This window comes from Paenibacillus sp. Paensp38, from assembly GCF_059491915.1.
The window spans coordinates 5,324,032-5,344,560 of the sequence record NZ_CP168516.1 but is presented as its reverse complement, the minus strand read 5'-3'; the positions used below and the strand labels follow the sequence as shown (position 1 = coordinate 5,344,560).

Here is a 20,529-nt window from a genome sequence, read left to right as displayed (position 1 = left end):
AAAATGCAATTTTTAAACCGTCTATTTAAAATACAAAAAAGGACGGCATTCAGCCATCCCTTTCTTCTCACCCTGCACTTAGTCCCTCTTACTGAACTTGGCCAACAGGTCCAAAATCCGTACATACAGCCATACCAGAGTCACCAGCAATGCAAAAGCACCATACCATTCCATATATTTGGGTGCGCCTTGATCTGCTTGCTCTTCAATAAAATTAAAATCAACCAGCAGATTCAATGCCGCAATAATCACGATAAATAAACTGATGCCGATGCCCAGCCAACCCGTTTCATGGATATACGGAACATTCATACCGAAAAAATTCAAAATAAAATCAACCAGTGTCACCAGAAAAATCGCCATCGTACACAGGACCACGAATGAGATAAAGCCGCGTGTCACCTTGATGATTCGCTGTGTATACATAAAGAGCATCAAGAACAAAATACCCACGGTCAGCAAAATGGCATTAGCCACAATTCCCGGGTACTCATACTCCATAAAGGCTGAAACGCCACCCAAAGCAAAACCACTCAGAATCGCATATACAGGAGAGAGTAACGGAGCCGTCTTGGGAAAAAAGGATATCGCAAGTGCTACGCCTGCCATACCAATAAATCCTGCCGTCAGCAAAGATAGCACCTCTACAGTTCCTTCATAGGTCATGTACCAGGTAATACTGCCAGAGACGATGAGCAGAACCAGCAGAAGCAACGTTTTGTTCACCGTTCCTCCAATGGTCATGCGTTGTTCACTAGCTTCTCTTTCATCTTCGCGCAAAAAGATGTCATCACGTAAAACCGGATTGCTAAAGCTCATACAGGGTACTCCTTTTCGATGTTGTTGTTTGCTATGCTATATGTATATATCGGCACAATATGAAAAAAGTTTCAGAAAATTTCAAACAAAAAAAGCTCTAACCTTGCCTTTCGGCAAAGCTAGAGTTAGAGAGTCAGGTCGTTACAAGTTAGAAATCAGATGTAGCAATTTGGATTGTACCTGTTACTGCTCCAACTGGAGTCGCCTGAAGAGCAGCTACCAGCAGCAAAGCAACTTCTAACGTTAGACTGTTGCCCGCCGGGATAACATAAGTGATCACAGGAGCATTGACACGGGTAACCACAAGATCAACCGGATTGGCACCCGTATTATTCACGGTAATTGTAGCATTATTACCGCCTCTCAGGTTTTCAAAAAAGGACTTACCCACACCAGCAGCAAGATTGTAGAATTGCGAAGGTAAAAGAATCGCCATAGTTTTCACCTCCCTTGCTTTTGATAGTGTATTCTATGCTTCCAATCTATGAACGTAACGTTAAGTGACTCAGTAATAAGACACAATTTAAAAGACTCATAGATTAACGTACCCTATATATGTAAAAAGGAGTTGCCCTCTCAGATCCTTTACAGAATCTGCGGACAACTCCTTTTTTAAATAATGGAAGGCTCAAACGTTATAAAAAGTGGCTAGTAGGATTGTATGTTGCCTTTGCTTCATTATTGCACGTGAAGGTTCAATTCCTGCGGACCGAAACGGGAAGGCGCAGAAACCTTCACACGAATTTGTCCAGCCTCCCCCTTCGACCGAATCCAGAATGCAATACGTCCTCCAATCAGAGATAAGCTCGAAGGACCGATCAATTCACCCACTCCCTCGACCTCCACCGAAACGGGATCTGCATAGAACGGCAATACATTGCCGTATTCGTCCAGAGCATCGACTACCACTCGAGTGACATCCCAATCGCCGGCTTCCAGCACTGTATCGTCTGCAGCTACGCGCAGCTCTGTCGGCACCGGATTACGTGAATAGTATCTACGTATTACTTCTTGCCCATTTACGTACCCAATGAATACAGCGTCTTCCCACTTCATGCCCCAGTGGCCTGTCAACTCGTCGATCACGACAGGGGGGTGAGGAAGCGCTGGGTACTTTTCTTGGTTCGGACGATAAACACCTTTGCGCTCATGACCGTAGATGAACTCCACCTCATCGCAATTGGTGAACACGACCAGCGGCACGATGCCTCCGATATTCCGCTCGCCACGCGACCAGTAAGTGACCGGCTCCATAACGACTTCCTGTTCGACGTTCTTCTGGCTCCGGTACACGCTCGCTGCAAATTTAGGCAGGCGGAACATATCCATGACACCGTGGTAGCAGATTTTATCACCGGAACCAAAATCAGCATGCGTGTTATAGTCAAAAGCACACCAGCCAATCGCTCCGGCAATGCCCTCATCGGCATAGGAAGCATTTTGGACCCGCGTATGGCGCAGTGCATGCTCCATTACCCGTTCCTCCTGGTCAAAACGCTTGGTCGGGTACATATGCCCGTTATATTCCGTTACCAGATAAGGGACCGGATGATCCAGCTTTGTAACGAAAGACGGCTGGCGCAAGCCTGTCGTTTCGCCATCTACGCCTTCTGTATCGTCATACGTATCAAAATTGCGGATTTCCTTCGCCAAATATTTTTTGTGCCCACCATCATGAACAAAATCATTTATCGTATATACGTCTTCCAGCAGCTCACTGCCTACAATATAACGCACACCACCCGTAGCACGGGTCGGATCTAGCTTTCGTGCCAGCTCATTGGTACGCGTGTACAGATCATGGTCATCCTGCGACTCATTAATTCGTACGCCCCAGATGACGATGGAGGGATGATTACGATCACGGATAATCATGTCCTCTACGTCCCTCACCGCCTGGTCCTTCCACGCTTCACCGCCAATATGCTGCCAACCCGGAATCTCTTCGAAAACGAGCAATCCGATCTCATCACAGCGGTCTAGAAAATGACGGGACTGAGGGTAGTGGGATGTCCGTACCATATTCAGCCCCAGCTCCTCCTTGAGCACATCTGCATCACGACGCTGCGCTCTTTTGGGCATAGCATAGCCAACGTACGGATAGGACTGGTGACGGTTCAAGCCAAGCAGCTTGATCTTCCGCCCGTTCAAGTAAAAACCGTCCGGCTGAAATTTGGCCTCGCGGAAGCCAAAGCGCACGGTCACCTGATCCAACGCTTCTCCGCCTCGTAGCAGCGTCAGCTTCACTTCATACAGCTTGGGATCATCTATATCCCAAAGCTGCAGGCCGTTCAATTCGCCTAGTTCCAGCGTCACTTCCGCCGCCGTCACCACTGCCAGCTCGGTCTCCGCCTTCACGCTCGCTCTGTCCAGCAGTTGCAGCGCGACCGTCAAGTCGTCCTGCTGATCGCTGGCGCCCTCCAGCTCCACGACGACGCGTACCGTCTTACTTGCTGCAAGCGGCTCCGGCGTTTGGACGAATACCGTTCCGAGGTGTACAGGCTCCACTATTCGCAGCTGCACTTCGCGGTAAATACCGCCGTAGGTCAGATAGTCGATGACTGCCCCAAAGGGAGGGATGTCGTCCCGTTCCGTGGAATCGACGATGACCGTGAGCACATTGGAGCCGCCATACTCGGCAACTTCGGTCAATTCAACGCTGAACGGTGTATATCCACCTTTATGCTCACCCGCTTTTACCCCGTTTAGATATACCTGGGCATAGGTCATGACTCCTTCAAAATCAACGTACACTCGCTTACCTTTGGCATCTGCCGGAATGTCCAGCTCTCTTTTATACGTAGAAATAAACTGAAATGCCTTGTCGTCAAAATAATTGTACGGCAGCTCTACATTCGTGTGCGGCAGCTGAACTGGCTCATACCGACTCGCATCAATGCCTGCGCTTACTTCGCTCTCGACATATTCAGGAAGGTAAAACCATTGGTCATTCAACGGCAAAATGGTACGCATGGGCAGTCACCTCAACCTTTTATTTTTCACTCTTATACCATAGTAAAATATTTGAGTAAAAATAATGAGTAAAACTTAGTAAAATAAATATATGTTAAATGTAAGCATTTACAAGACAATTGTCAATCCATTTTTGTATCTTTTTACAATCAAAAAAACAGCCCCGGAAGGCAGGGCTGTCCAAATCCATAACGTTGATTTTATTGGGCATCGGTATGTAGCGGCGCACTGCTGTTGCGAATCATTAGCTCGGTCGGAATGGTGACCTTGCGCCCTACCTCGTTGGGACCGTTGCGTACCGTATGCAGCAAGAACTGAACACCCGTTTCTCCCATCAGTTCGGTATGTGTTTTGACCGTTGACAGAGATGGGGTCAAATATTCCGCTGTCGGAATATCATTGAAGCCAACAATGGAGATCCGTTCCGGCACCGCAAGGTGATGCCGCTCCAGTGCCTTTAACACCCCAATAGCCACCGAATCGCTCGCAACAAAGAAAGCTGTAGGCAGATTTTCGGGTCCTGCCAGAATAGCCGCTTCCATCGCACGGAAGCCGTCTGCCGCCGTTCCGCCGCACACATGAATATCATCCGACGTGCACAGCCTGTGCTGTTCCTGATACCGCAAAAATGTCTCATAGCGAGCATCTAGATCCGCTCGTTCGAAATCATGGGACTGCTCATCCTTGCCCATACCTACATATCCGATGTGACGATGGCCTGCGCCCATCAAATAATCCAGTGCATCAGCTGTAGCGCGAGCAAGGTCAATGACCACATAGTCTGCCCCTGTGCGCTCTACCGAATGATCCAGAAAAACGCAAGGAATGGGCAGTTCCAGCATACGTTCTACCTCTTCGCTGCTAAAATGCCCCAGCACGATCAGCCCATGCAGCCCTTCGGATGACGCCTTCAGCGCAGTCAGGTCCTCTCTTCTGAAAATACGCTCCAGCTGTGCCCCGCTTTGGCGGCACTCTTTTTCCACGCCAAACCGGATAGACAGATAATAAGGGTCTTCCAGTTCCTCGTACGTACTAAACCAGTGCACCATGCCCAACCGAATGGGTCCATCTGCCTTCTTGCGGGGCTGACGACCAATACCGCCATTTTTACGTTTAACAGTCGTATACTTCATACGCTCGGCAACCTCAAAAATTTTACGCCGCGTTTCCTCTGATACAGACAGTGTTTCATCATAATTCAGCACTCGGGAGACCGTGGATATCGAAACCTCTGCCTCCTGGGCGATATCTTTTAACGTAGGCATTGCAGACTCCTTTAATCGTTTTACTCTATTTTTACTTTTATTTTACTATTATCCCTAAAAGGTTCAACCATTTTTTTCATATTATAAGCCTAATCATGATAAAATACGTACCATAATAGAAATGACACCAAGGAGGATACACACATGAAACAGGAACTGATTGACCGCCTGACTACCTATGTTCAGGTAGATACCCAATCTGATGAAAGCAGTCACACTTGCCCCACTACACCCGGACAGCTCACATTGGGCAACCTCTTGGTGGGCGAATTGAAAGCCATTGGTATGACAGACGTAACTATTGATGATCATGGTTATGTGATGGCGACCCTTCCTTCCAATACGGATAAAGAGGTTCCCGTCATCGGTTTTCTCGCTCACCTCGATACGGCTACCGAGCTGACTGGTGCAGGGGTAAAGCCGCAATTGACGGAAAACTATGATGGGGGCGATATCACGCTGAATGCTTCGCTTGGTGTGGTTCTTTCTCCACGTGAGTTTCCCGAACTGACTCAATATAAAGGCCACACCCTGATCACAACAGATGGTACCACCCTGCTCGGTGCAGACAACAAAGCCGGGATCGCAGAAATCATGACAGCTATCCACTACCTGATTGACCATCCAGAAATTCAACATGGCAAAATTCGCGTTGCTTTTACACCGGACGAAGAGATTGGGAGAGGACCGGAACGCTTTGATGTAGCCGCTTTTGGCGCTGAATATGCCTATACGGTAGACGGCGGACCGCTCGGAGAACTGGAGTATGAGAGCTTTAACGCCGCAGCCGCCCATATTACCATTCACGGTGTGAATGTGCATCCTGGTACGGCTAAAAACAAAATGATTCACGCTGCCAAAATCGCTATGGAGCTGCACAGTCGGTTACCTGCAAACGAAGCCCCGGAATATACAGACGGATATGATGGCTTCTATCATCTCTTGGATTCTACAGGCACCGCAGAACAAGCTAAACTGTACTATATTATCCGTGATTTTGACCGCGAGAGCTTTGAAAACCGGAAAGCTTATTTAACAAATGTAGTCAAAGAGCTGCAGGCCGCATATGGAGAAAACCGTATTGCGCTGGAGCTGAGAGATCAATATTACAACATGAAAGAGAAAATAGAGCCAGTCAAGCATATCGTCGATGTCGCTTATGAAGCAATGACAAAGCTGAATATCGAACCCATTATCAAGCCGATCCGTGGCGGTACAGACGGTTCACAGCTATCCTACATGGGACTGCCTACACCGAATATTTTTACAGGTGGGGAGAACTACCACGGTAAGTTTGAATATGTGTCGGTGGACAACATGGTGCTCGCTACCAAGGTTATTGTGGAAATCGCACAACTGTTCGAGCAACGCGGCAAGTGAACTACCTATACGCAGCACTGACACGTTCAGATTAAATAGAAGGCATATCGTTTCGTAATGGAAATGGTATGCCTTTTTTTCTGATGCTTTCACTTCCTTAAAGATTCAATATCTTTATAACTTTTATCCATCTTTAGACCGACAACTATATACGAGACTATAAAAAATATACCTAGTAAAGAAAGGTAGGTTATCTATTTGAATACAATAGATGCATTAATTGCAGCCATTCCCTACATACAACAGATCATGCGTGAGAAAGTGACCCTTGCTCTCTTCGACCGAACTCATGTCCTTATGTATACCCAATCGGAGGGTATGGACCTCGGCTTTGAAACAGGCTCGGAGCTACTCGAGGACTATAAGAATTTTGCCATGCTTAAAAATGGACGTGAGACCAGCCTGACCCACATTCCTGCTGAAATTCTAGGTTTTCCTCTGGATATGATCAGTATTCCTGTATTGGACGAGAAAGGTGAAGTCATTGCAGCATTTGCGGCCTCTTATAATTTGACTAACAAAAATCAACTGGATCAATTCGTATCCGAGAACCGCTCCATCACCGAGCAGCTCATTGATATGGTACAGCATGTAGCAGCTCATTCCGAGGAACTTCAGGCAACCAGTGAACAAATTTTGAAAAACACCCAAATCGCTGTGCAAAACTCGGGTAAAATCAATCAGGTAGCTGTGTTCATCAAGGAAATTTCCGATCAAACCAACCTGCTTGGATTGAATGCAGCGATTGAGGCCGCGCGTGTCGGAGAAGCAGGAGCAGGCTTTGGTGTCGTCGCTCAAGAGGTGCGCAAGCTATCCGTAGAATCCAAAAAGGCGACGGTCGATATTGAAGGGGCCCTTAAGGATGTACAGAACTCCATTCATCAAATGGAGCAGGAAATTGAGCAAATTGTTTCTTCTTCTCAAGAGCAGGCGACTCTGGTAGGCTCTTTCACTGAAGTGATGGACCGTATGCAAAAGGCGAGTGAAACGATGCAACATCTGGCCAATAGCCTGACTTCGTATGTCGTAAAATAAATTTTGGCATAAAAAAGGGAGCACACGGATCGCAAAATGCGTAAAAGTGTGCTCCCTTTATGTACAAAAGGCCTATCGGGCTTAAGGATCTAAATCTGAAACTCAAGCAGGATAAGAAAAAACGCCATGATTTGAAGGAATCACGGGGTCTAACCCTCCCCAAATATTTCCCACCGGAAGAGCAATACTAAGAGACGCCAAGGCCATAGTTACCGAGATTAATGCCTTTTTCATTATGAAGCCCCCTTAATAAAATGGTTTGGTATTGCTCTTGCTGTGATGGTGTTGCCCAATCTCGATAAGTCTCAAACAGAGCAACCAATGTCCTGAAATTGGCATCCACTTCTACATTGGCAGAGAATTGCAGAGAATCAAGAACATAATTTAAGGCAACGGAGTACTGCTTCTTCTTGAAATGGTAAATGGCCAATTGGTTGACCAGTTTTAGATAATATACGCGGTTTGCTCTATCTTCATAACCTTCAAATATTTTAATATCATCAGCAAAATCGTTCAGCAGGTCGTCTATATTCCAATTATTCAAGTTAGCCGCTTCCGCAATACCAACCAATCCTGGAAGTAACTCCTCTTCATTGTCATGAAGAAATTGAACGTACTCAGGCAAAAGTTCCCTTCTCCCCGAAAGTAACTCAATCGTAAATAAATTGGCCTTGGCGAGGAAACGGAATCTCTCTACTTCTTCGTGACCGCTCTGATCCAGCCCCATAAACCAGCCCATTTCGCTATACTTCATAATATAGTTTCTAGCTTCCTCATACTTGCCCATATTCTGATAGTAAATAGACTTCGCCAGATAACTGTAAGCATAATAAAACACTAGCGGGTGTTTGGTGTCCAATGTCTCATACTTGCCGTCTGCAGCATTTCTCAGTTGGGTGTGATACAGGTTTTCAGCCAACGTATGCAGAAAGTCTGCTACTTTGTTCGCTTCATCCCAATCATTATGTGTGTAGCTGAGTCTAAACAACTCACAAGCTTTATCGAGTTCGTGACTGTCCGACAACAAATAAATGGCTTCCCTTTGGTTCAAGACCTCTTCCATTAGACCCCGCCTCCCTAGCCTGAAAATTGCGGTTACCCCTAGCCCAATGGCTATTTTTCAGGGCAGTTATGCTGCTAGCCTCCATTTTTGCATACCGTATATTGCAAATATAGTCAAAACCTAACTTGAAGTCAATTCAATCATCGCTATCTTCTTTTTTTTGCAACCTTACATTGCTGTGTACGGTTATGGATTTTGCAAAATTCGATTCCAGTCGCTTCGAAGTGCAAGATATAGACGAACCAAACCATTTCGATCTATATCTTGTTCATTGGAAGTCGCTTATGGGATTTTTGCAAAATCCTCGGTTACGAATAGTTGACTCTCCTTATAGAAATAATACTAAAAAAGACAAAGTATAGGCTCTCTCATGGATGGTTTTTATGATGCTATAGTATCGTGGGGGTAACTACGTTACGAATTAGTGCGTACTTTTCAACCGGATAGCTGGGCCTTACAATCAAACCTGTGCATGATATTAAAGTATAGAGTAATACTCAACAGAGCATGTACCTGTTCATCAAAATACAAATTCACTTAAGGAGTGAAGTTAATACCATGGAACTTCAATTGGCTTTAGACTTAGTAGATATCCCGCAAGGGATTGCATTGGTAAAAGAAGTAGAGTCGTATATTGACATCGTAGAAATCGGTACGCCGATTGTCATCAATGAAGGACTTCATGCAGTAAAAGCAATGAAAGAAGCATTCCCGAATCTGAAAGTGCTGGCTGACCTGAAGGTTATGGATGCAGGGGGCTATGAAGTGCTAAAAGCTTCCGAGGCTGGTGCAGATATCGTTACGATTTTGGCTGTAGCTGAAGATGCAACAATCAAAGGTGCAGTAGAAGAAGCGAAAAAACAAGGCGGCAAAAAAATCCTGGTGGATATGATCGGTGTTAAAAACCTGGAGCAACGCGCGAAAGAAATTGACGCTCTGGGCGTTGACTACATCTGTGTGCATACAGGCTACGATCTACAAGCTGAAGGACAAAGCCCGTTCGAAGCACTGCAAACCGTCAAACAAGTCGTGAAAAACTCCAAAACTGCCGTGGCTGGCGGTATTAAGCTGAGCACATTGGCTGAAGTCGTGAAGGCTCAACCGGATCTGGTTATCGTCGGCGGTGGTATCACTGGCGAGGACGACAAAAAGGCTGTAGCTTCCCAAATGCAACAGCTCATCAAACAAGGTTAACCCCAATGGAAACCTCTCAATATTTATCTGAGGTACTCAACGAGCTACAATGGGTTCCACAGTTGATCAGCAATGCGGAATCGGAACAGCTGATCCACTCCATCAACGCTGCGAATAAGGTATTCGTGGCAGGTGCGGGCCGCTCAGGGTTCATGATTCGCTCGCTGGCGATGCGACTGATGCACATGGAAATTCAAGCTTACGTGGTGGGTGAAACCGTAACTCCCGGCTTGGGCGAGGGCGACCTGCTCATTATTGGTTCAGGCTCTGGCGAAACCAAAAGCCTGACCTCCATGGCAGAAAAAGCAAAGAAACTCGGGGCCTCTCTGGCGCTTCTAACCACGTCCCCCGAGTCTACCATCGGCAAACTGGCCAATATCATCGTCAAGCTGCCCGGTGCACCCAAGGATCCTTCCAACAAGGATTACCAGACGATTCAGCCTATGGGCTCATTGTTTGAGCAAACCCTGCTGTTGTACGGTGATGCACTGGTACTCAGAACGATGGAGCTGCGCAAGCTGACCTCCGAATCTATGTTTGGCCAACACGCTAACTTGGAATAAACCGCGATTCCTTTACGATAACAAAGCAGGCTGTCCTTCACATGTGAAATGTAAAGGACAGCCTGCTTTTATGCTTGTATAAGCGGACGTTCGATACAGCATACATGCCAATCCATACTTCCGTAAAACCGCCATTGCGTTCAGGTGAGATAACAAAGGCCGGCATGTATTCAAACCATTTATTCGTTATTCCCTGCTGGCAACGGCGGGACTTTGGACGAATCAGCAAGTGCCCAATAGGCATATTTGGCCTTTAACTGTTCGTCGAATAATAGCGGCTTATCCAGCCGGGCTATTGGAAACGTGCTGAGCCACGTATTTCCATCATCCGTACCCCAAATCGTCACATTGCTGATATGATCCTGCTGCCTTGAAAACATATCGAACAGCGCCCGATAGCGGTGAGCCTGCCGGATCAGCATAGATTCTGGAATCGTTTCATAGCGATCTGTGTCATTGGAATAAAGACCCATATCCAGCTCGGTAATCTGATTATCCAGACCAAGCGAAGCAAACTTTTCGATGGACTGCTCAATCTCGCTAATAGCGGGAAACTCTAGGCGGATATGCGATTGGTGGCCTACCCCGTCAATCGGTACACCTTTAGCGAGCAGATCACGTACCAAATTGTACAGAAAATCCCGTTTCTTCGGCTCATGCGTGTTGTAATCGTTAATGAATAGTCGTGCGTTCGGGCCCGCCGCTTCCCTCGTGACACGGAATGCTTTTTCAATATAATCCGTACCGGTAATCTGATACCACTTGCTGCGGCGCATGCCATCCGGCTGATCAGGATCAATGACCTCATTCACCACATCCCAATCGGTGATGACATTTTTATACCGCGCTGCAACAGCGCGAATATGCGTCTCCAGCCGATCCAGCAAAAGCTTTTTATTTTCAGCAGTCGGTGTCATCGGCTGTCCATTCTTATCCTTGAACATCCAATCCCCAGTTTGGTTATGCCACACCAAGGTATGGAAGCGAATCTCTAGTCCGTGCTGTCTAGCAAACTGCACAATTTGGTCTGCTTCCTCCCAATGGAACTGTCCCTCGGACGGTTGTAAGGAGATTGGCTTCATCGCATTCCCTGCAACGACGCTGTTAAAATGCTTCTGTACCAACTCTCCGTAAGCCCCTTCGGTCTGAAAAGCTTCAATCGCCGTGCCGATGCTGAACTGTCCCCCATATAATCCATGCAAAGAAGGAATGTCCTTTTCAATAGCCAGTGGTGGTACAAGTGACAGTTCGAAATCATCCATATAAAAGGAAGACGTTCCTTCTGCCGTTTCCAAATACATAGAAACAGTGTCTGCATCATGCGCGAGCGTATACGTACCAGATAAATGCATCCATCCCCCTGTCGTAGTAGCCGTGTCGCCTACAACAGTTTCATACGAACTATTCCCTTGGTGATCACGCTGCACGCTGAGCCTCACCTTGGCAGGCTGCTCACCCGGCGCCAGCTTCACCCAGGCACTGACCGTATATCGGCTGCCCTTTTGCATCGTAGCAGTCACATCCAGCTTCGGTCCGGCATATGTCTTTTGTCTGCCTGTTGTCAGCAGACTGTATGAGCCGCTTCGTGCATCGGCATCCGAAACCTGCACGGTCTCGGCTCCCATACGGGACACCCATCCTTGAGCCGTACCCTCTTCAAACCCGGATACGATACCATGGGCCGGCTCCGTTGGCGTCTTCGATACCTGTGTTATTTCTACCTCATCCACATAGTAGGCCTGCGCGGGATTCGAGCTTTCCACATACAGCTTCAATGCATCCATCCCCCCGGTAAAAGTATATTTCCCCTGAAGTTTAATCCACGATGTATCCGCCGTCTCCGTCTGCGCTACCGTCTTCCATGTCGTAGTCCCGTCTGTCGGCTGCTGCTCCACTGTAAGTTTAACCATGCTCGGAACCGCAGAATGACCATCTAGCTTCACATAGCCACTAATTTCATACTCTACATCCGGCTGCAATAGCGACTTCACATCCAGCTCCGCCCCGTTCCAAGCCGCTGTGCGGGCGGTTGCCTTCAGACTGTGCGTGCCGCCATATGCTGCTTCCGTGACGGATGCAATTTGGGTATAAGTTCCCCGGGGTTTCCAGCCGTCGCTGTTTCCTTGCTCAAATCCATACGTTCCAATGGTCTTATGGATATTACCCGCTGACAGCACCGTATCCGAAACGGGCGGGGAATGTTCTATAGACGGAGCTGCCTTTAGTACAGACGCCCCCCACCAACCGACAGGCGATAACAACAGCGCTCCAGCCAGTACCAGACAAAAAGGCTTAACCCAACATGACCGCAAAGCAATCCCTCCCGTACTCCGATTTTTTGGAATTGGTATTTGGCACCATTGGTTTTCATTTACTATCCTTTGACACCGCCCAAGGTCATACCCTTCACAAAGTATTTTTGCAAAAAGGGATAAACTAAAATAATAGGCACTGAAGCGACAATCGTCATCGTGGCCCGAATTGAGGTAGGCGTGACCGACTTCGCTAGATTTTCCGAACCAGCGAATTGGCTCGCATAGTCCTGAGTGTTAACAGACGTGTTGGAATTTTGCAGTATTTTCATCAACTCATATTGAAGAGTGCTCCATTGTTCATATGACGAATTGTACAAAAACACATCGAACCAGGAATTCCATTGCGCGACTGCTGTAAACAGCGACACCGTCGCTAGCACGGGAACACACAGCGGTAAAACGATGCGCATAAAAGTGGAAAACTCCCCAGCCCCGTCAATACGCGCCGACTCCAAAATCCCTTCCGGCAATCCCTCAATAAAGGAGCGAATAACAATCACATTAAACACCCCAATCAATCCCGGCACAACATACACCCAGAAAGTCCCCAGCATCCCAAGCTCACGAATCAGGAGAAAGTTCGGAATCAGTCCACCGCTAAAATACATCGTTAAAATAAAAGCAATCGAAACAAATTTACGCAGCACATATTCCGGCCGGCTGATCGTGTACGCCACCATCGCGCAGCAAAACACCGAAGTCACCGTGCCCGCAACCGTACGTAATACAGAAATCAGCGTAGCATGAAAAATCGTCGCTTCCTTGAACACAAATTCATAATTACTCCACGTGAATTCACGTGGCCACAAATAAATCCCGCCCCGTATCGAATCATTCGCTTCATTCAACGAAACCGCCAGCGTATTCAAGAACGGATACAGCGTGAACACCATCAGGCAGAGCATAAACAGAATATTGCACGCATCAAAAATCCGATCCGAGGGGGCCCGAAATCGCCCGTGTACAGCCTTCCCTTTACCCATGACTTCCGCTCCTTTCTAAAAAATAGCCTAATCATCTGACTGATAAGGTCAGCGAAGCGACCTGTTAAAAATCCACTGACCTGCACCCGTAGTATGGATGAGCTCGCACCTTCTGTTATCACCACCACTAGCAGTCCTAAAAACAAGCGAAAGCGAAGCTGAGCCAACCATCATGGCGCATTTACCCATGGAAGCGCGAGTCACGCGCCTTCCCTAAGTTCTCCCCTTGCCACTACCCTCAGTTCTCAAAAAAGTGACTTTACGGCGGGTAGCAGCGGAGCGGGCGGAATTGTTCTGAAGAAGCGGAGCGTTCGCCTTTATCCCCGGATTTTAACCTATAATCTTTATTCCAATAAGAAAATACGGGGATAACAGCGATCGGAAGAACAATCCGCACGCGAAGCGACAACGAGCCCTCCCCAGAAACTCACTCTTTTTTTAGAACAATCTCTCCTCCCCTAACCGCTTCGCAATATGATTGGCGCTAAACAGTAAGATGAAGCTGACCACCGTTTTGAACATCCCGGCAGCAATGGAAAGCGAGAAATTACCCATCTGGATACCATATTTCAGCACAAAAATATCCAGATTCTCCGAGTAATCCACGTTCATACCGTTGCCCAGTAAGTATTGCGGCTCAAAGCCGGATTCCAGCAGATTGCCGATGTTCATAATGAGCAGGATGATAAATACAGGCTTCAATCCGGGTAATGTCACATGCCAAATCCGCTGAAAACGCCCTGCTCCATCCATCTCAGCCGCTTCATACTGCGAGGGATCAATCATCGTCATCGCGGCCAAATAAATGATGGTATTCCAGCCGACATTTTTCCATACCTCCGATGCACCGAGAATGCCCCAGAAATAGCTTCCTTCGCCCAGCCACAGAATAGGCTCCTTAATCAATCCCAGCCACATCAGCACCTCATTGATGATGCCGCCATCCGCAGATAGCGCCGTACTAATGATGCTGGCCGCGACCACCCACGAAATAAAATGCGGTAGATAGCTGATCGTCTGTACCACCCGCTTAAATACGAGCTGACGAAGCTCATTCAGCAAAATTGCTAGTGTTATAGCGGTGACAAAGCCCAACACCAAATTAATAAAGCTCATCGCCAGCGTATTGCGCATGACCCGCAGAAAGTGTTCATCCTGAAACAGAAAATGGAAATGCTTTAATCCAACCCATTGCTGATCGAGCAACTTGCGGGCAGGCTTAAAATCCTGAAAGGCAATCGTCCAGCCCCAGATGGGCAAATACTTGAAGATGAACAGCCAGATTAAAAAAGGGACGGACATCCATACTAGTGCCCGTTGCTGATTCAGCTTGTGCATAAATCCCCTAAAGCCGGTTCGCCGCGAGGGCGGAAAATGATCCGGGGAGATCGTGACAGGTGGTGGTGACGAGTGGCCCATAGCTGCTTCCTCCTTTATTTTTTACCGGGATTTTCGATTTTTTTGGCAACCTCCTTCGTGATCAACTCCTCATACGCCTTTACATCCAGCTTGTTGAATTCAGTAGTGTATTCATTCCAAATCGCATCAAACTGTTCCGGTGCAGACAGCACCAAACGCGGGAAATATTTGCGCTGTAGGTCCCCCTTCTTTTGCTGGAAGAGCTGCGCAGTTGAGCCTTGAGCAATCGGAATACTCCAGGCCGGATACCATGGGCGCTCGTCAGGTGCGGAAAACATTTGCGAGAAGGACTCTACACCATAGACTTTTAGTAGCTTTTTATCTCCCTCGGTGTAGGACATACGCGCAACCTCAGGCTGCCGTCCGGGGCCAACCGAGTTACCGTCAGGCAGGGTAGAACCGCTACCGTATCGCGGCCAACTATATTCAAAATATTTGAACCCGAATGATTCGCGGAACGCGTCCTGACCAGTCTGCTTAATTTGCTCCTCAGTCCGGTAAAAGCGTCCTTTTTTATCTACATCATAGGTTTCCCCCTTGATTCCCCAGTTGGATAATATCTGGTTTTCGTCCGTCAGCAGGTTGTCAAAAAATTTGATGATACGTACCGGGTCCTTGGCACTGACCGTAATTCCTATGCCTCGGTTATTAACGAATGACGACGGATCAATGTACTGATCCTTTATATTCTGGTCGTATACAATAGGCAGCCCTATATACTCCATATCATCATTGCCCGATTGCTTGGCAGCCTCTTGCAGATTATTCAGGGCCTGCCCCGCCTGCCAGCGGTAGTCAAAAAAGCCCAGCACCTTACCCGAAGTCAGCTTCGCCAAATATTGATCGTAATTGTCCACAAAGGACGATTTATCAAATAGGCCCTCTACATTGAGCTGATTTAGCTCTTTCAGATACCGCTTTGTGATTTCCATATCTCCATAATCCGTGGCCCGGTGTGTCTTCATATCAATAATCGTGCCGCCATCATTCGGATAGCCTGCCAGATGCATCGGCGCGTTCGTAAGAGCATAAAACCTATCCTGCGTGGTTAACGCCAGGTACCCAGTCAAGCCCTCATCTGCATGTTTTTTCGCATAGTTACGAATCAGGGCTAAATACTCGTCAAGTGTTTTGATTTTTGGAAATCCCGCTTCTTTTAATACCCTGCGTTGCACCCAAAAGGCTCCTTGCTCCAAGTTAGGCGCAGGTAAATAATCGCCTACCACCGCACTGAGCGGAAGAAAATAAATGTTCCCATCCTCCGCCTTCATCAAGTTGTAGTACGGTCCATATACACGCTTAATATTCGGTCCGTATTTGTCGATCAAATCATTCAGGGGAATAAAAGCCCCGGCATCCAGCAGCTTATCGATCGTGCCATCCGGTACTATCACATCCGGGAAATCGTTACTGGCAATAAATGTACCGATCTTCGTATTGGAATCACCCACCAAATGCTCCAGCTTCCAGTTTACCCCCGTCTGATCCTCCAGGATCTTGCCGATCCGCGTTTCATTGGTATTAATGTCCCTGCCCGCAGTGGCATTAAAATACGTGAATGTGACTTTCTCCTTGCTATCTCCTGACGCTGGCTCCTTGCCCGAGCTCCCTGAGCAAGCAGTGATCATAGATGCCATCATAACCATTACCAGACCGATGATTCCGAACCTTTTGCTTGTCATGCCAGACCTTCCCCTTTCGCCCTCTTTTGTCGATTGTGTGTGAATATCGTGCGGACGTACCGCAAGCACTGGGAATCCCGCACACCCTAAATTGTAAGCACTTTCATTTTATAAAATGCCGTCCATTTCGTTCACCTGCCAATCTAAAGGTGTTACTTAGGAAACTATAGGTAAAGGTCCTTCAAAGCAAAATAGGTACCGCTCTCCACCTCACTCCCGATCCGCAGGAATCCTAATTCGTATCTCCGTACCCACGCCGGGGGCACTGCGTATGGCAAGCTCAAAGCGGCTCCCGTAGTAAAGTTTAAGACGATAGATGACATTTTGCAGACCTATACGCTCACCCATTTCTTCCTGCCTTTGCATGTAACCATATAAACGTTGTACCTGTTCCTCAGACATGCCCACCCCATCATCTCGAACCGTTAGAATCAGTTGTCCTTCCTCATGCTCAAAATGAATCTCAATGCGTCCCCCATGCTTTAGCGGCTCAATGCCGTGGATACTTGCATTTTCAACCAGTGTCAGCGCGACCATTTTGGGAAGCAGATTGTCCAAGTCTTCAGAGCGCGCCTGCACTTCGTACTGTATTCGCTCACCAAAGCGATATTGCTGGATTTCCAGAAAACAACGGATCAGCTCCAGCTCCTCCCGCAAAGTAACCCGATCCTTGTTCCACACCAGCGAATTGCGGAATATCCGTGCCATGTTATGAATAATGTGCGCTGTCTCATCCTCATGCTTCATCAAGCTCCTCATGCGAATCGTCTCCAGCGCATTGAACAGGAAATGGGGGTTGATCTGGCTGTGAAGTGCATTCAACTGGGCATGTCTGCGCTGAATTTCCAGATTTTTTCGTTGAATATCAGCCATATACACATCGTTAATCAGTCGCTTTATTTTCAGCGTCATCCGGTTAAACTCACCTGTTAATTGCCCGATTTCATCTCGCGACTCTGTACCGGGAATCAGCTCAAAATGCTGGTTTTTCACCTTTTTCATGTGCTTTAAAATACGATGAATCCTCACGTTCAGCGAACGTGTAATCCAGATAATAATTAATGTAGGTAACAGCATATTTACACAGGTTAACAAGAGCACAAAGTTGCGGGATTCCTGCATTTCATACAGCATTTCATCTCTGGATACCGCTGCCACAATGCTCCAGCCGTTCAGATTGCTCGTAAGCACATAATTCGTCTTGAACTCCATCGTGTCCTCGGGCAGCTTGAGGGTGCTATAGGCCACACTTTTGTGGTTTATAGCAACTTTGGGATCCGTTGTATATTCGATTTCCCCTCGTTCGTTCAGCAGAAAGAGACTTCCCTGCAAATTCAGGTTGTTGAAAATCTCACGAATGGACGACATTCGCAGTTCTATTTTCAGTATTTTTTCACGACCATTTTGGGAATAAAAGTAGTTCATCCGCCGAATCAGGCTGAAAGGGTGCAGCTGTTCGCCTGTACTGTCATCGGTACGTACAAATATAGGCTTGGACTGGCGTCCAGGCGGGATTTTGGTATACCAGGGCAAGCTTCTGACCCTCTCATCTATAAAACTGACTCCCCCGGAATCCAGCAGCGTTGAATTATCGGTGTAGATCGTAATTCCACCTACGGAATGGTATACAGGACTGTAATTATTGTTCAAGATACGACGTAAATAAGAGTCATAGGCAGCAATATAATCAGCAGGGTGGGGATATGTTTGTTCCAACACCTCATTGAGCTGATGATCGGTATAAAAGATAGACGAGATTTCCATCGCATCTTCAAATTCACGGTAAAATTCAATTTTAATCTGTTCCAGTGCACGCGAAATATCCTGAATACGCTGTTCTTTCACATTTTGTGAGGTAACATGGTAAAAAACCAGATTGGTCAACACTACAGGCGCGAAAACACACAGAAAATAAAGCAGCAGCATTTTATCCCGCAATCGCACATGATCAAGAGTCGTCCTCAGCATCTTCATTCGCCGGCCCTCTCTGGCTCGTCGCCAATACTCAGGCTGTTGCGGTATTCACTAGGCGTGGCGTGCGCCGTCTTTTCAAACTGGGTAACAAAATAGTCTGAACTGCCAAAGCCCACGCGCTCCGCAATTTCATAAATCCGCAGATCCGTCTGCCGCAACAAACGTTTTGCCTCCTGAACGCGCAATTTCAGCAAGAATTCGTTAAAGTACACACCATACGTTTTTCTGAACAATTGACCGAGGTACACCGGGTTCATGTAAAAGCGAGCCGCAATACTTTTCAGGCTTATATTCTCGGCGGCATGCTGCTCAATGTAAGCACGGATGTGCTGGATGCCTCCCTGCTGACAATCCTTGCGCAGAACCCCAATATACCTTCCACTTTCCTCTGCAAAAGCTGTAAACAATCGCTGTAGTTCACCCAGGGACAGGTTCATGTCCTGCCAGTTCATCATCGGTTCTAGTGACCGAAGTGAGCGCTCATCTCCCTGCATGTTTTGAATGACCCGAACGATACTAAGTACGCATTGATGCAAACTCATTTTCACAGCCTCAGGTGCATAACACTCCTCCCGAAAGCTGCTAAATAAATTATCCACGGCCACACGCAGCTCCTCCAACCGCAGTTCCTCGACTTGTTCCGTCATGCGATCCAGTACGTCCTGATGTATGGTCTTATAGTGGAGTGGTGGCATTCCCTCCTGTAGATATACAACAATACCGCTATGGTCATAAATGTATTTATGGAGCACTGCTTCCTTCGCACAGGCATAGGACTGCTGGATATCCTGCAACCGATTCACAGGCTTTCCTGCATAAATGAAAACCCGACTTCCCAGCTGGTCTTTTAGTGACTTCATCCCCTCTATCTCCTGTTGTAGCGCTTTCATAAAGACTTCGACCTTGCCTTGAAAATAGTTCAAAAAGAAGTCCGGTACGATAAGACCAATTCGGTTGCGATGCTCATGGACATAGAGAGGGTACTTGCCATCCATTAAACGATGAAGTGCTTGCTCTATAAGCTCCCTGAATTGGAAAAGCGATAGCATAATATTATTGTCACCAGAGCGCCAGGGATGTTGGTCATTCAGCTCGACGAGTACATAGTACATAGAAGTGGCCTCCTCAAGCCGTAGTTGCTGCTCCCACTGTGTCACCACTACATCATCCACTGGGTTCATCATCACAGTCTCTAACAACCCACCTGCATGGTGATTCTGATATCGTTGCGCATTCTGTTGTTCACGATGCAGTCTCTCACTCAGCTTGCGCAATGTAGCCGAAAAGTCACCCTCATCAATCGGCTTAAGCATAAAATCATGAACCCCATAGCGGATTGCCTGCTGCGCATAAGCGAAATCACTATAGCCGCTTAAGATAATAAACGCGGGATGTTCTGTACTCTGTTCGAGCACAGATCGAATCAGCTCTAATCCGTCGAGCACAGGCATACGAATATCGGTAATGACCAGGTCCGGGTGAATACGGCTGATTAGCTCCAGCGCATCCTCACCGTTATCAGCTTCTCCTACGATTTCAAAACCACAGGCTTGCCAATCCATGAGTTGAAGCAGCCCTTTACGAGTAAAGGTTTCATCATCTACCACAATGGCTCGATGCAGCTTCATAACACGCTTCCTCCTTTTGATGTACGCCTATTTTATTATTTTAGTTAACTATTCCAACGATCTTAGTCACTATGATAATGTAAAAACATCAGGGATTGGAAATTTTCACCACACCTATGATATGACAAATAGAGGGGTGCAAAGCATGCGCACACCAGCAGCCAAGCCAAGCAGCAAATATACAAAAAGGAGACGAATCCCTGAATGGGGGGTCGTCTCCTTTTTTTGCTATTGCG

General features: G+C 47.2%; 15 protein-coding genes. 4 read left to right on the top strand and 11 right to left on the bottom strand.

Annotated elements, in window-relative coordinates:
* Positions 1-78: 78 nt before the first annotated feature.
* From ACEN8J_RS23655 to ACEN8J_RS23640, 4 genes are all read right to left on the bottom strand, one after another.
* A complete protein-coding gene (locus tag ACEN8J_RS23655; RefSeq protein ID WP_023990900.1) occupies positions 79-819 on the bottom strand; it encodes a Bax inhibitor-1/YccA family protein in 741 nt (246 codons plus the stop codon).
* 148 nt (positions 820-967) lie between these two features.
* Positions 968-1,255: a hypothetical protein gene (locus ACEN8J_RS23650; RefSeq protein WP_029518700.1), complete on the bottom strand. Its 288-nt coding sequence runs from the start codon at positions 1,253-1,255 to the stop codon at positions 968-970.
* Between the two features lie 242 nt (positions 1,256-1,497).
* Positions 1,498-3,792 (bottom strand): glycoside hydrolase family 2 protein, encoded by a 2,295-nt coding sequence (locus ACEN8J_RS23645; RefSeq protein ID WP_495594036.1) that lies wholly within the window; start codon positions 3,790-3,792, stop codon positions 1,498-1,500.
* Between the two features lie 200 nt (positions 3,793-3,992).
* Positions 3,993-5,057, bottom strand: a complete 1,065-nt coding sequence (locus tag ACEN8J_RS23640) for a LacI family DNA-binding transcriptional regulator (protein WP_495594035.1) — start codon at positions 5,055-5,057, stop codon at positions 3,993-3,995.
* Between the two features lie 144 nt (positions 5,058-5,201).
* Between ACEN8J_RS23640 and pepT the strand changes: the two genes are divergently transcribed.
* The gene (pepT, locus tag ACEN8J_RS23635) at positions 5,202-6,437 is read left to right on the top strand and encodes a peptidase T (RefSeq protein WP_209947651.1); all 1,236 of its coding nucleotides are present in this window, start codon (positions 5,202-5,204) and stop codon (positions 6,435-6,437) included.
* Between the two features lie 198 nt (positions 6,438-6,635).
* Positions 6,636-7,472: a methyl-accepting chemotaxis protein gene (locus tag ACEN8J_RS23630; protein ID WP_069011007.1), complete on the top strand. Its 837-nt coding sequence runs from the start codon at positions 6,636-6,638 to the stop codon at positions 7,470-7,472.
* A 187-nt stretch (positions 7,473-7,659) separates the two neighbouring features.
* On the opposite strand, the gene ACEN8J_RS23625 is transcribed toward ACEN8J_RS23630, so the two are convergent.
* On the bottom strand, positions 7,660-8,535 hold the full coding sequence (locus ACEN8J_RS23625; RefSeq protein WP_340933623.1) for a DNA-binding protein: 876 nt from the start codon (positions 8,533-8,535) through the stop codon (positions 7,660-7,662).
* A 558-nt stretch (positions 8,536-9,093) separates the two neighbouring features.
* On the opposite strand from ACEN8J_RS23625, the gene hxlA reads away from it, so the two are divergent.
* Both hxlA and hxlB read left to right on the top strand, forming a co-directional pair.
* Positions 9,094-9,729 carry a 3-hexulose-6-phosphate synthase gene (gene hxlA, locus ACEN8J_RS23620; protein WP_029518706.1) on the top strand — a complete coding sequence of 212 codons (636 nt, stop codon included), beginning with the start codon at positions 9,094-9,096 and terminating at the stop codon, positions 9,727-9,729.
* A 5-nt stretch (positions 9,730-9,734) separates the two neighbouring features.
* Complete coding sequence (gene hxlB, locus ACEN8J_RS23615; RefSeq protein WP_341040269.1) at positions 9,735-10,292, top strand: 6-phospho-3-hexuloisomerase; 558 nt, start codon at positions 9,735-9,737, stop codon at positions 10,290-10,292.
* A 179-nt stretch (positions 10,293-10,471) separates the two neighbouring features.
* Here hxlB and ACEN8J_RS23610 read toward each other — a convergent pair whose 3' ends face one another.
* From ACEN8J_RS23610 to ACEN8J_RS23585, 6 genes are all read right to left on the bottom strand, one after another.
* A complete protein-coding gene (locus ACEN8J_RS23610; protein WP_029518709.1) occupies positions 10,472-12,604 on the bottom strand; it encodes an endo-1,4-beta-xylanase in 2,133 nt (710 codons plus the stop codon).
* Positions 12,605-12,666: 62 nt separating this feature from the next.
* Entirely contained in the window at positions 12,667-13,590 is a 924-nt protein-coding gene (locus ACEN8J_RS23605) for a carbohydrate ABC transporter permease (protein ID WP_029518710.1), read from the bottom strand.
* Positions 13,591-14,028: 438 nt separating this feature from the next.
* Positions 14,029-15,009, bottom strand: a complete 981-nt coding sequence (locus ACEN8J_RS23600) for an ABC transporter permease (protein ID WP_029518711.1) — start codon at positions 15,007-15,009, stop codon at positions 14,029-14,031.
* Positions 15,010-15,023: 14 nt separating this feature from the next.
* Positions 15,024-16,691 (bottom strand): ABC transporter substrate-binding protein, encoded by a 1,668-nt coding sequence (locus tag ACEN8J_RS23595; RefSeq protein WP_029518712.1) that lies wholly within the window; start codon positions 16,689-16,691, stop codon positions 15,024-15,026.
* A gap of 210 nt (positions 16,692-16,901) precedes the next feature.
* Positions 16,902-18,665 carry a sensor histidine kinase gene (locus ACEN8J_RS23590; RefSeq protein WP_029518713.1) on the bottom strand — a complete coding sequence of 588 codons (1,764 nt, stop codon included), beginning with the start codon at positions 18,663-18,665 and terminating at the stop codon, positions 16,902-16,904.
* A complete protein-coding gene (locus ACEN8J_RS23585; protein ID WP_029518714.1) occupies positions 18,662-20,293 on the bottom strand; it encodes a response regulator in 1,632 nt (543 codons plus the stop codon). Before ACEN8J_RS23585 ends, ACEN8J_RS23590 begins: the two co-directional genes overlap by 4 nt.
* Positions 20,294-20,529 lie beyond the last annotated feature (236 nt).